Source organism: Candidatus Lokiarchaeum ossiferum (genome assembly GCA_025839675.1).
Classification (GTDB): domain Archaea; phylum Asgardarchaeota; class Lokiarchaeia; order Sigyniarchaeales; family Promethearchaeaceae; genus Lokiarchaeum; species Lokiarchaeum ossiferum.
Genome location: CP104013.1, coordinates 1,711,939 through 1,724,963 on the forward strand (window position 1 = coordinate 1,711,939; position 13,025 = coordinate 1,724,963).

The 13,025-nt window shown below is 33.3% G+C and carries 13 protein-coding genes; 5 read left to right on the forward strand and 8 right to left on the reverse strand.

The features are described 5' to 3' along the window. The first annotated feature begins 251 nt into the window (after positions 1-251). Positions 252-2,165, forward strand: a complete 1,914-nt coding sequence (locus NEF87_RS06990; protein ID WP_457919208.1) for a hypothetical protein — start codon at positions 252-254, stop codon at positions 2,163-2,165. A gap of 27 nt (positions 2,166-2,192) precedes the next feature. Here the strand turns inward: NEF87_RS06990 and mobB are convergent, their stop codons facing one another. Beyond that, positions 2,193-2,747 (reverse strand): molybdopterin-guanine dinucleotide biosynthesis protein B, encoded by a 555-nt coding sequence (gene mobB, locus NEF87_RS06995; RefSeq protein ID WP_457919209.1) that lies wholly within the window; start codon positions 2,745-2,747, stop codon positions 2,193-2,195. A 129-nt stretch (positions 2,748-2,876) separates the two neighbouring features. Here mobB and NEF87_RS07000 point away from each other — a divergent pair, with 129 nt between their 5' ends. Together NEF87_RS07000 and NEF87_RS07005 are read left to right on the forward strand one after the other, a co-directional pair. Continuing rightward, positions 2,877-4,868, forward strand: a complete 1,992-nt coding sequence (locus tag NEF87_RS07000) for a hypothetical protein (protein ID WP_457919210.1) — start codon at positions 2,877-2,879, stop codon at positions 4,866-4,868. Positions 4,869-4,975: 107 nt separating this feature from the next. Continuing rightward, entirely contained in the window at positions 4,976-5,422 is a 447-nt protein-coding gene (locus NEF87_RS07005) for a hypothetical protein (protein ID WP_457919211.1), read from the forward strand. A 905-nt stretch (positions 5,423-6,327) separates the two neighbouring features. On the opposite strand, the gene NEF87_RS07010 is transcribed toward NEF87_RS07005, so the two are convergent. The 3 genes from NEF87_RS07010 to NEF87_RS07020 form a co-directional block, all read right to left on the reverse strand. Continuing rightward, positions 6,328-6,555: a 30S ribosomal protein S26e gene (locus NEF87_RS07010; protein WP_371806836.1), complete on the reverse strand. Its 228-nt coding sequence runs from the start codon at positions 6,553-6,555 to the stop codon at positions 6,328-6,330. After that, positions 6,528-6,683 (reverse strand): hypothetical protein, encoded by a 156-nt coding sequence (locus NEF87_RS07015; protein WP_371805734.1) that lies wholly within the window; start codon positions 6,681-6,683, stop codon positions 6,528-6,530. Before NEF87_RS07015 ends, NEF87_RS07010 begins: the two co-directional genes overlap by 28 nt. Positions 6,684-6,756: 73 nt before the next feature. Then, on the reverse strand, positions 6,757-7,509 hold the full coding sequence (locus tag NEF87_RS07020; protein ID WP_457919212.1) for a CDP-alcohol phosphatidyltransferase family protein: 753 nt from the start codon (positions 7,507-7,509) through the stop codon (positions 6,757-6,759). Between the two features lie 586 nt (positions 7,510-8,095). Between NEF87_RS07020 and NEF87_RS07025 the strand changes: the two genes are divergently transcribed. Further along, positions 8,096-8,476: a hypothetical protein gene (locus tag NEF87_RS07025; protein WP_457919213.1), complete on the forward strand. Its 381-nt coding sequence runs from the start codon at positions 8,096-8,098 to the stop codon at positions 8,474-8,476. A 29-nt stretch (positions 8,477-8,505) separates the two neighbouring features. Here the strand turns inward: NEF87_RS07025 and NEF87_RS07030 are convergent, their stop codons facing one another. From NEF87_RS07030 to NEF87_RS07045, 4 genes are all read right to left on the reverse strand, one after another. Then, positions 8,506-9,453, reverse strand: a complete 948-nt coding sequence (locus tag NEF87_RS07030) for a transcription initiation factor IIB (protein WP_371805737.1) — start codon at positions 9,451-9,453, stop codon at positions 8,506-8,508. A 13-nt stretch (positions 9,454-9,466) separates the two neighbouring features. Then, complete coding sequence (locus NEF87_RS07035) at positions 9,467-9,841, reverse strand: H/ACA ribonucleoprotein complex subunit GAR1 (RefSeq protein WP_371805738.1); 375 nt, start codon at positions 9,839-9,841, stop codon at positions 9,467-9,469. Between the two features lie 439 nt (positions 9,842-10,280). Then, a complete protein-coding gene (locus NEF87_RS07040) occupies positions 10,281-11,216 on the reverse strand; it encodes a GTPase (protein WP_457919214.1) in 936 nt (311 codons plus the stop codon). A gap of 81 nt (positions 11,217-11,297) precedes the next feature. Then, positions 11,298-12,122 (reverse strand): hypothetical protein, encoded by an 825-nt coding sequence (locus tag NEF87_RS07045; RefSeq protein WP_457919215.1) that lies wholly within the window; start codon positions 12,120-12,122, stop codon positions 11,298-11,300. A 76-nt stretch (positions 12,123-12,198) separates the two neighbouring features. Here NEF87_RS07045 and NEF87_RS07050 point away from each other — a divergent pair, with 76 nt between their 5' ends. Continuing rightward, positions 12,199-12,915 (forward strand): HAD family hydrolase, encoded by a 717-nt coding sequence (locus NEF87_RS07050; protein ID WP_457919216.1) that lies wholly within the window; start codon positions 12,199-12,201, stop codon positions 12,913-12,915. The last annotated feature ends 110 nt before the right edge of the window (positions 12,916-13,025 follow it).

Consider the following 13,025-nt stretch of genomic DNA (forward strand, 5'->3'; position numbering starts at 1 on the left):
CATTTATTATTAATCATATTAATTAGATTTTTATCCAAGACCGAATTAAAAAAATAACATATATAAATATATTCAATACGAAGTAAGATCAATGATGAGAGTTAAAATAAAAAATGCATGATCAAAATTTGAATATTTCTCATTTGGATCTCTTATCACTCAAGCAAACACAATCAAATATTTCATAATCCATCAATAAACCAGAATAACACCCAAAAAATCAGAGTAAAAAAAAAAAAGATGACCGAGATATGACAAATCACCTTAATTCATTTCTCAATAGAATTGGACGGAATTATATTAAGGATTGGTATTCAATTAGAGATATTCAGGATTGGATGTTGGAAGAAATATATCGAAAGCGGAAAACTTTTCCAATTTGGAGAAAAAAAGTGCTTTTCTCCTTTACATCATGGATAAAAAATAAAACTAAAAAAGGACCTTCGAATGATATCGCTGGCTTTTCTGAGTACTTTTATAGAAAAATGGATTGGCTTTTCCGATATTATTTCCAAAAAATGTTTAACGGTTTTAATGAAAACCAACTTCAGCTGGTGGGCATCGAAGGGCATGCTAAATCACAATTTTCCGATTTATTTTTCGAATATAAATATCACTTGACCGAGATGGAAATAGCTTCCTTTAAACATTTTAAAGAAGAATTTGAGCACCCTGATCACTACCATCGGATAATTTCTTATATTTTCAATTTGGTTATTATGGTTTTTGGCAAATTGATAAAAGACATTCTTAAGAAAGATATCCAAATTACCATGTTATGTGCAGAAGTGAAGATTACCTATACGGGGGAAGAATATATTCATTTCATTATCGTTTCCCGAAAATTGGATGTCGCTTTCTTAAAAACTTATTTATATTCCTTAATCTACCATTTTGCTGAAGTGTTTCCAAATGTTAATAAAGGTCTTTTAGCTCAATTAAAAAAAAAAAACGACGAGATCTACCCCATTGCACTGGCAGAGTATCCAAAAAGTCGCAGAACCATTTCAACTGTCTTATTCACGCTTCAAAAAAAATGTCAACTCCTTGAAGAGATTACACCTGTACTTGATATTTTGAATTTTATCGCATCCCGAGTGGAAGATTCCATTTATGATACGATTCCAATCGTCCAGGAGATTATCGAGGAAAAAATCATACTCAATAAAGATCCAGAACTAATTGATGACATCGTTGAAATTTTTGAATTTTTAAACTCCAATGCATCGCTTTTTTCCACATTTCAAGCTAACAATCGAGCCAATATGCAACGTCAGTATCAACTTTTTTTCTTCTATGCACAATATTTTTGTTTTGGAGGCTTGGAAAATATGGAAAATAGTACCACTTTCAATTTTCCCGCGATTATTCAACAAACAATCGAAATTGAGCAATTTTCCGAACGTTTTCCAAACATCACTATGGAAACATTTACCAATTTCATTTTCCAAGGTCTTTCTCTTCCCACCAGTAAAGCCATGGATATAGTGTTTCATTATATTTATGGGCAATCAGTGAAAGAAGTGAATGAAACATTTTTTGAATGTTTCTTACATTCATTAAACATCAAATTTCATTCAAAACTTCAAGAAATACGGGATAGAAATCCACGGTTCCAGATTGATTTCGATGAGATTGTCCATATAATTCTTGTTATTCTTTTCAATTTAACCGATAAAATCTTTTTAGCTAAAAAACCGGAAGATGTGCAGGATAATTTTCGAGATAAAATCTCCCGATATACTCCCCAAAAAATTACATTGAGAGTCTTAGAATTAAACATTTTTAAGGATATTCCTCTATCAGATAATAACTGGCAAGATTATTTTCTTAGCCGTAATAAAAAATTTGTTCGCCATTTTTTCCAAAGATACTTCGAAATTCCTGATAGTTATTTCTTCTCTAATAAACGATTACTTAAAATCAATATCATGTATGAGCGAGGGTTACTCCCTTCAGCGAAATTTTTAGAAGAATGGATTATAGCGTTCTTATTGCAAAAGTTTTATATTTTCCAAAAAGAAGTAACAGATTCATTACCTAAACACTATGAAACTCAAGATATTACGGAAAAATTGCATAGATTATTTTTAAAAGACATAAAAGATGAACAAATCCAGAAAGATTTAAAAGAAATTGTAGAATTTTTCGCAAAAATATGGTAAAAAATACCTTAACACCCAAATTTCAATTTAGAGATCATAAATCCTCATAATTTTCTCAGGATTGGTTAAGAAATTAATAACCGGCAAATTATAATTAGTTTCAATGGATTCTACTTCTGAAGGCGTTGAACTAACCGCACCCGCCACAGCTACAACTTGTGGATCTAATTGCTCCGGAATTTCCTTAGAGGATTGGACACAAAGAATTTTTTTTTCATCTAAATCACGAAAGCCTTCAAACAATAAAACGATTGATTTTGGGTTAGAAGCATCTTCAGATTGTGAAATAGCTTCTACTATTTTAATTAATGTATTTGTTGAAACATCCCAATTCAAAATAAATGCCGATTCATTTTTGCTTTTCGAACAGACAATTCGAGCACCTGCTTGGGAATATTTCCAAGTATTTTTTCCTGGTATGTCAATTGAAAAATCATCTCGATGAATATGCTTGAAAGCCATGCACCGAATCTTTTTAACCGAAAGAAATTTGATGATAGCTTCGATACTTGCAGTTTTTCCCGATTTTGAATACCCAATAAAGGAGATTTTTGGAATTGAAGTAACTTGGGATGCATCCATATTGATTAAGAAATTCAAATGAAGATGAATATTCAACTTTTTCGAATTTCATTTTTGAAATATAATTTCAAATAATATTGCAACCAAATACAATCAAGTAAAAAAAAAAGTAATTTTGAGAGATTCTACATGAGTACAAGTCCTAACCAAAAACAACAGACCATCTTCATTTTCGATGCTAATTTTTTCATTTCTTTAAAAGAAATCAAAGCAAATTTACCCTATCAACATCTTGCTGTAGCAAAATCAGCATTGAAAGTTGAATTTTACGTAAGCGGTCCAGTCTTTAATGAATGTCCATTTATTGTCGGGACGATTCAACAACAATTTTATAAAGCAGTAAAGGTTGAAAAAGTGAAAGAAGCAGAACTAACCCGTGTGAAAGATGATCTAAAAAGGAAAGGAGTTAGACTACTCGCTCAAGATCCAGATTTATCCTTGGTTGCATTGGGAAAACGGTTGAAAACGAAGAGTTCAGAAGTCTTTATCGTAAGTGATGACTTTAAATTGAGTCAAAATATTGATACTTTGGGTTATCGAATGAAATGTCTTCCCCTTCCAGCATTTCTGCAAATATTGGGAAAAAATTTAACGGGAAAACATCGCACTTATTGGAAACTAATTCGGAAGAAAGTATTGACACTCAACTTAGATTTCATGATGAAAAGGAGCGATATCTACGCACCCCAAGCCAAAATTGCATGGTTAATTGAAAATGCAGTCTCGGTTGCGGGAGAAGGAATTCATTTGAACGATAGCAATATTGATCCAAAGGAGAAAGAGCCTGAAAACCTAGATGATATAGTCAAATTGCGAAGAATTTGTGATGATTTTATCCGCGGTAAAAATATTCCCCCCTCAGATATGAAACAGATTAAAATTTATCAAAAAGCATTGGACACAATTAAAGAAGGAAGGGTAATAATTAAAGAAGCGAAAGAGGCTTTAATGAAGAGCAATCACAAACTAGCCTTACGTCAACTTCGAAAAGTAAATGAACAGCTGATCCAAACCTTCCAGATCATGGGAGCTACTTTATCGGAAAATGCCTATCACTTTTTTGAGCGCCTTATGGCGTCAGAAATTTCAAAAGTCGTCTTTCTTCGATCTTTTGTCCTGATTGAAAACAATCGGATTACAAGTGCCCTATCAGCCTTAGATCAAACCGCTTTCTTTGCAACGATGGCTCAAATTCCCGAAACAGTTTTAACAATAAACTATTTGAAAGGATTATTATATATTTATAATTCATTTTACAAGAGAGCTATTAATCAATTTCAATTTAATTTTAAATTAGCAGATTCGCTCAAGGTAAGAGAAACCTTAGCAAATACATTAAAGTTAAAGGCAATTATCGGAGAATCAATCACGAGTTTTCTTATCGATCAACAAGAAGAAGCTGTAAAGCAAGTTCAAACAGCAGTTAGTCATTTATCACCCAAGATGCTACCAAGTTTGATGACTGCCCTCACAGATTCAGGAGATTACTTTCTTGCTTTGGGATTTCCTGAAATTGCGTCCAACTTATATTCTGAAGCCTTAGAGTGCGCAATAGACTCTGGAAGGAAATGGAGATACAACATTCTTATAAGCAAAATGAAGAAAGCCTATATGGCATCTTCTCTGATTGGAACAGAAACACGTCCGAGCGGAGATATTTCAGTTTTAATTGATAAATTCCATGATATCAAAGATGTTGATACCTATAACGAAATTATGACAGAACTGGCATTGTTTACCAATAAATTTTACGAACCCTTTAAATTCTTTTCTGAAGGTACCCGAAAGTTGACTAAATATGCCGACCTACCGAAAGAATTCCATGATGAATGGGAATGTGTCAAGATCCAAGAAAATAAAAAAACTGGAAGAACTTTATTGATCGGGCTAAATGAAGAAATTGGGTTGGTGGCTTTTGATGTGCTTTTAGACACAAATTTAGATGGTGTTCCCGAAAATTATACCATTAAAATTCGCGAGACTGCCAAAATTCGAATCGATCCACCTGATGAAATCAAAGAATCTCTATTCCTCATCCGAGCAATCGTTAAAACAAATAATGAAGATCGTGATATTGAAATTGTGCGCAAGATCCCGATTTTCTTCAAACAAATGGCATAATAATTATTTTTTAATCTCTATTATGTTCTTTTTAAGGATAATTATGCAAGATTGTTATCCTTTTTATTTTCCAACCCTATTAGTATATTTGGCTTAAATTTACAAAAATGGAAGGAAAAAAAATGACCTCCAATGTCTTTTCAAAAAAAAATGAAATTGAAGATCTCCTTGATAACTTAATTCTTCAACGAAATATCTTTGTAAGCGAAGTGGATTTGGACATGTGGAAATCGGCTTATGTAAGTATTTTTGGGATTTCAAATGTGCTGGATAATCAATTAAAGCACGGCGTTTGGAAACATAGTCAGTTTGAAAAACCTTTGAAAGAGCTGAAACGAAAAACTAATAAATTTGTGAAGTTAATACGTCGCAAAGGAATCAATCATGGCAAATGGGAAGGAGCATGTGCGGAATGTACAGATATCCTCCGCGAATATCAGGATCTTTGTCTCCCTCAAATCGAAATTATTACTCAAGAACTTGATGAATCCAATCCAATCCGGATTGAAATTGAAAATCAATTAGGATTAAATATAAAGGAAACACATCATTAGGAAAAAAAATGTGAACCTTTGTTCCAATTCACAATAAAAGACCTTCGCCGAAAAACACATCCGATTCTGAATGTCAAAAAAAAAATAGAGCAAGCACTGATCCATCTCCAATCAAAAATAGTCGGATTAAGGTAATTTTGGGATTAGTAGGTTATTTTCTCATATTATTAGCAGCCTTCATCACCCTTTTAAACTTATTTTCGGACTTATGGTTGGTTTGGCTGGAATGATTACTAGGAATTATCGCTTTTACACTTGTTCTACTTGTTAAGTGGCATTGACAGAATTATGTCTATAAATGTGATTTCTGTGAAAAGGAATTTAAAATTTCATTTTTAGTAGATCTTTTGAGCCCCCATGGAGCAAACAGAACCGGAGGTCGGATATATTTAAAATGTCCGAATTGTAATAAGAGATCTAAAATTGGAGTAATCAAGAAATCAACAAATACAGTTCAATCAAAAATTTTATAAGATTATAGACTAAATCTGCATAATGATAACAGAATTATTTTGTACTTACCATCCTACTCGTATCGTTAACACAAGATATGAGTAATGTGGAAAAATTATTTGTTTAGAGTGTAAATCTGTTTATCTTTAGACCTATAACAACGGCGTTGGTGATTCCAGCTCTTCTTTTCATATTAGAAAAGAATTTTATGCTCAATGTCATAAGATATTACTCGAAAAAACGCAAAGTCTTCCAAATATCTTGTTCTCAAGTATGTACCTGAAATCTCTCAGTAATTAAGTAGAAAACATCAATTGAAAAATCAGTTAATGATATATTACAAAATATTGACGACAATCTACCTAATTCAATTTTCCAAAAGAATAAAAAAATTAGTTACAGCATTAGGATTAAAAAAAAAGATTGTGAAAATAATATTACCCGAATACGTATTATCTTATTTTAGTGTGTTTACGTCGGTCGTCATCAGGACGTATATTTACCTTATGAGTATGTACGGCGCAGCTAACACAATACCATTCAGTAACTTGTCTTCTTGGAACGATAGCACCCGCTTCTCGTAATTCTTTACCGATGGCAAAATCAGTAAGGGTAACATAATGAGTAACTCGTTTGGCTTTCCCTCGTGGGACTAATCGACCGCATTTATTACAGTGGATAGAACCTTGGCGTCCGCCTGAGGATCCGGTTTTGCCACCGCTTTTTCTTTTTTTAGGAATAGTAATTCACCATATTGATCAGTTTTTAAATTTTTTTTTAGAAGTGAATGTGGTAAAAAGGGGGACATCTAAAAAAAATTTTATTATTTCCTCGAAGAAATGTGGAATTTTGGAAAGGAAAAAGAGCACAAAAAAGGGGAACTATTTCGCAAGGGTTTCTTGTTTGGCTAGAATTTTTGCCACTTTTTCGGGCATTTTATTATTTAACCACTTGAAGGCCCAAGAAACCCGCGACCATAAGGTTTGAAAACATAAGACAGTATAAAGGATATGGAGATAAGGGAAAATGTGGAAGACATTTGCCGGATCAATATCCATAAATTGAACTTGAATGGCGAAAGCAATCCACTCAATGATGATGGAAAAGAGAATAAAGAACCACCGTTCGGCGCGTTCCATAAACCCAATCCCTTTCATAACCACACCCTCAAGTTCAGCGCGGGATCGAGTATAAGAAATCATCAAAACAATAATCAAAGTAGTAAAACCAAGCATATTATTGACAAGAGTATTTTCAGGCCAAAGCATTCCAGAAAGCATGAAGCCCAGAACAACCACAGCATCGGAAATACGATCCAAAGTACTATCCAAAAAGGCCCCAAAGTTCGATGATTTTCCAATTTTACGAGCTACAGCCCCATCGATCACGTCAATATATCCTGTAAAGAAAAATAGCCATCCAGGAATACAAGCCCACCACCAATTAAAATTAGCTGTGATTGGAGAATAATTATACATAAAAATTGTGGGTAATGCCAAAGCAACAGCCGCAGCAACAGAATCTAAAAATCCGAGAAAGCTTATCATATTTGGAGTTATTTTGTGTTTGGCACAAAAATTAACTGGTCCATTGATAAACTTGGGTAAAAGATGACGATAATTATTGAGAACCATTTTGTATTATGCTCTTTTATTGTATGTACATAAATGATATTTAGCAATCATATTAAATTTTAACGAAATCAAAGACTTTGTTTAGTTTTCAATTAACAATGAACTATGAAGAAAACCCAAAAGAAAAATATAGAAATAGGACAAAAGGCATGATCCTGAATCCGTTCATTAACCTCTTCGGTCATTGCTGGGTATTACCGAATACTCCCGAAACCTCTTCTCATAAGATCGGACTTCAAATGAAACGAACCATGCAGGGCAGATATTCCTGTTTCGGAAAAGGGTTGCTGACATTCTCTCATAGCTAGCACAAGGCAGTCTCAAGAAAGGGCCTAGGATCCGAAGGTATTAGAATAAACAAACTCCAAGCTGTCGTCAATAATTTATGCGCGAATTCTTCATTCCCAAAGGGTTGGATTCGCCCTCGGTTACATGACTTTAGTGCTTATCATCGTTTCCCCAAAATAATTAAACGGTGAAGGAATAAATTTTTTGTGATCCTAAGCGATTTTTTGGGGGTAATATTATCACGATATGTTTTCACATGATAATCACCTCCAAAAACATTTTTTACCGTAGACTACTTATGGCTTCGGAAGAACTTTTAATAACATCTGTCAATGAACCGATATTACAATCTGATCCAAATCTAGTTGATGAACAGATGTTAGATCTATTTTCTTCAAAAATTAAAGCGTGTTTCCCAACTTTCGTAGCATCCGTTGTCACCGATATGGACGGATTCCCACTTCATGCAGATGTGGGTAACTCCATGGATGAGAATTTATTGGCATTAAGTGCCGTAGTGAGCAAACGCCGTATTATAGATGTTTCAAGTTATCACAGATTAGTTCGTCCCCTAAATAAAAATACACGTCTTTTAGTTCTGTTGGAAAAGTCAAGGGAGAACTATGCTAATGTAGGGATATTCGAAGAAATAGTTAAAAATGAAAATCCTCTTGAGTAAAAGAGAAAAAAAATCTTTGCTCTTCTGTATTACTTTCGTTTAACAGGTAAATCGAGATTTAAGCGAGTAATTAATTCTTTAAACCGATTTCTGACAGTTACTTCAGTCACTTGAGACACTCGAGCGATATCTCTTTGTGTTCGTCTTTCTCTAAAATAGATACTAGCAACATAAATTGCAGCGGCTGCCACACCAGTTGGACCTCTTCCACTAGTTAAACCTTTCCGTTCAGCTAAGCAAATGATTTCGTTTGCTTTTCGAGCTACATCAGAACTCAATTTCAGTTCAGAAGTAAATCGATTTACATAATCTGTTGCTTTGGTCGGATTAGAAGATAAATTCAATTTGGAAGCCACAAACCGATAGCTCCGACCAATTTCTTTTTTATCCACACGGGCACATTCAGAAATTTCCTGCAATGTCCGAGGGATTTTACACATTCTACATGCAGCATACAAACTAGCAGCTGCAACACCTTCAATCGATCTGCCCCGAATCAAATGATTTTTGACAGCCGAACGATATATTTTAGCTGCTGATTCGCGTAGATTTTTAGGTAAACCGAGAACACTTGCCATTCGATCTAATTCACTTAATGCAAAAGTTAGATTTCGTTCGGTTGCATCAGATACTCGTATACGACTTTGCCAGCGACGCAATCGATAAATTTGACTTCGCAATCGACTGGGAATTTCACGGCCACTAAAATCTTTGTTTTTCCAATCGATGATAGTACTTAATCCTTGATCATGGATCGTAAATGTCATTGGAGCCCCAACCCGAGTTCTCTTTTCACGTTGATCACTATCAAAGGCACGCCATTCTGCGCCAGGATTAATAATTCTATCACGTAAGACCATACCACATTGACTACATATAATTTCTCCCCGATGCGAATCGTAGATAGTATCAATTCCACGACAATTCGGGCAGAGAGATTCCGAGTCCTTTTCATTTAATTGCATGCTATTTGCCATTTGTTACAAGACCTCATTTTTTTTTCTTGAACTTGGAACTTTGACTATAAGGAACTTTCTTGGGTGGAAAACGTTTTATTTGGCGAGTTTTGGAACCAGATTTTGATTTAATGTTCGTTTTCGTTTTCGACGGTAATGTAAATAACGATGATCCATGTAATGAATCGTAGATTTTAATATTTTGACTTGAACCCCTTCGCATCAATTGTACAGATATAAATGGTTTGGTGACCGGACCAAAAATATCTGCAATATTACCAACCCTTTTCTTTTCTGCATCAAATACAGCATCCCCAATTTCAGGTAATGCCTTTTTATCCAACCAATCCGTGCAGCGCAAGATTATGTGTTGTGAACTCGCAACACCAAGTATTTTCCCAATATTCAATTTGTATTACTCCGTTTTTTTTTTACGTGCTTGGAAAAAAAACGTATTAAACTATAAAAATGTACCATCCCGCATCACATGGGGAAAAAAATGGGATTTAAAATATTATCGCAATAACGAAGTTACAGTTTTTTTATATTTAAAACTTTGCAATATTTCGCGCTTTTATTCAAATAACTATTAGAATAAACCAAAAACAGTGGAAATTTTTAAAGAATTTCGACAAAATAAATCTAAATTCAATAGAATTTCAAAAAGGGTCATTTTGCACTTAATACAAAAGTGGAATGTATATCAAATGTATGTCATCCAATTTTTTAGAAGACGAAATGAATAATTTTTGTAATAAGAAGTGATATATAAATGTTTCTTCACCTCGTATTCTCCATACTTGATTGAATGGGATAAATTTTTCTGAAGGAAAAAAAAAGTAACAATATTATTTGCGAAAAGTTTTCTTTTTTTTGCCTTTTACGGAAGGTTTTCGCTTTTTTGGATATTTAGAATATCCAGATCTCTTTTTTTGGGATTTTTTGGATAGTTTCTTGGATTTTGAACTTTTTCTAGGAGTTCTAGAAGTGGCTTCCTTTTTTGAAAGTTTTTCTGTTTTGGTCGAATTCTCACTGCTTCCTTCTTTGGAACTATCATTTTGAAGTTTTAATTTCTTCTTTTTTACATTAATCGGTGGCTGATCAAGTAAAGTGTTTCGATCATCATAATCTTGCATTTGCAATTGTTGTGAATGTTGGAAAACTACTCCCTTCAATTCTTTAATCCCAATTTCTTGTGAGGCAGATGTTTCTAAAATCCCTAAAAATCCAGAAGTAGCTTCAAAACCTTGAATTTCAATTTCAAAATCAGAAAATACTTGTAGAAGTTTTTCTTTTAGGGCTTTTAGATGATAAGAATTTAGTTTATCAATTTTATTTAAAACTAACACCGTAGGAATATTATTATTTAGCATAAATTGAATAAACTCAATGGTTAAGGGCACAGTTTCTTCATTTTGGAAATACCATTTATCTAATTCTTCTCCAAGGCGATCCGCACTTGATACCATTAACATTAAGAAAATATTATTTCTATCGATCTCAATATATTTTAGGATTTGTTCTTGGACGAAGGCTTCTGAAGATCGATCTAAGCGAGTCATACGCCCAAATCCTGGAAGATCTATAACATGATAATTCAAAGCAGGATCATTTATAATGGTTAATCGCACTGTAGATCCTGCGGTTTTTCCGATTTTTCCCTTATACCACTGCGGATGGGAGAGAAGATTTTTAGTTAAACTTGATTTTCCAACATTAGAATTACCAATTAAACAAAGTCGAGGAAAATTACCACGGGGATAGGAAAATTTAATTTTGGGCATAAAGAAAGAAAAGCTGCCATGATTCTTTATTTTTTGGATAAAACTAAAAATGCAAAAAGAAGTATTAAAATGGGATCATTTCTAAATATCCAAAAAATCATCCTTCAAAAAATCTGAAAACATAGCTTCTTTTTCATTGGAGGTTAAAATTGGACGTTCAGAAATAGGATCTCCCACCACGTTCAAAATTTCTTTCAAGTTCTCAATATTGATCATGACTTTGAGCTTACCTCCCTTAAACTGTACTACTTTTTGATCGTATAGCTTTAATCGAAGAATGAACCCTAACCCAAAATAAAACTTATGTTCTTCCAAAGGTTCTACAGGATTTTTGCTTGTGACCTCTTTCAAAGCATCATAGATAATAGCTTTTGAAGCTTCATGATCTTCGTTATCGAAGGTCAAATACCATAAAGCATGATAAACAATTTTTGTTTTCCGTTCACTGAGATATTGAATGAAATCTTCTTTGGTAATGGTTTTAATTCCTTGAGCTTTGCGTTTTTTGGCAAGTTCTTCTTCCATTTTAGCTTCCAAATCATCTCCAATTTCCGGTTTGAACTCTTCCTTTTCAATTTCTAATTCTTCTTCGGAAAGAGTATCATCAGGAGACAATGATTCAGATTCTTGAACATTTTCTGCAATGGCTTCCTCCATATCCCTAAGATCTTCTTCAGAAAGATCATCTAGTCCTTCTAGATCCGCAAATTCCAAAAGTTTTTTTTGTAAATCTTCAGAATAATCACCCCCTTCTAAAGCATCTGAAAGATTTTCATCCGATTCGTTTGTTTCTTCATTAATTTCGAGAGACTTTTCTTGAATTTCTTCAGAATTTGTATCTACCTCAATATTTCCATTATCTTGAGAATCATTATCTTCTTTTTGTTCTGGATCGTTTGAAGTCATTATGCTCAAGTATATATCAAACAATTTATCTAATAACTTTTTTTTTCCGTATTTACTTAGTAAATCGTAGTATAAAATGGATATTCTTAAAGAAAAAAATATAAAACTCATCATTTTTGATTATGATGGAGTCATTTACAATATGATCGAGCCCCTTCGGCAAACTGTAGAAGAAGGAATAAAGAAATTTAATTTGAAATCAAATGGAATTCAAGAAGATATGCGAGAAATATTCCATGTCCTAGAGCAAGCACTGACGCGAACAGTAGCAGATCAAATTCTTGATTCTAAAGAAATGCTTGATATAAAATTGCTTGATGGAGTACCCCATTTACAACGATTACGGATCAGTGCTCATTTTTATGGAGAATTTCGAGCCCGTACTAAAGAACCAGTATTATTTGATGGAATTGTTAAGTTAATTAAAAAACTACATAAGCGGGGAATAAAATTAACTATCCTTTCTAATAGTGCCAAAAATTATATTGTAGACACAATGAAACAATACGAACTGGATCAATATTTCAATACGATTTTGGGAGCCGCTGAAGTTGTAGAAGTAAAACCAAATCCTGAAGGACTGAATAAAATTCTAAACATAGAAAATATTGAGGCAAAAAATACCATTTTCATAGGAGATATGATATCCGATTTGGATGCAGGAAAGAGGGCAGGAATCAAAACAATAGCTGTGGCCAGTGGTATAGTCCCCTATGAAAAATTGGCCAACGAAAATCCTTTTGCGATCGTACGAGATATTTTTGAATTAGAGAAGTTTTTTGGAATTAATTAGATGATACAAAAATTAAAGCATTAAAAATATAAGAAATCCAAGAATCACACATTTAATAGTATAGATACGTTGAACCAACATAAAGGTGAATGAAAAATTAAACTCTTAAT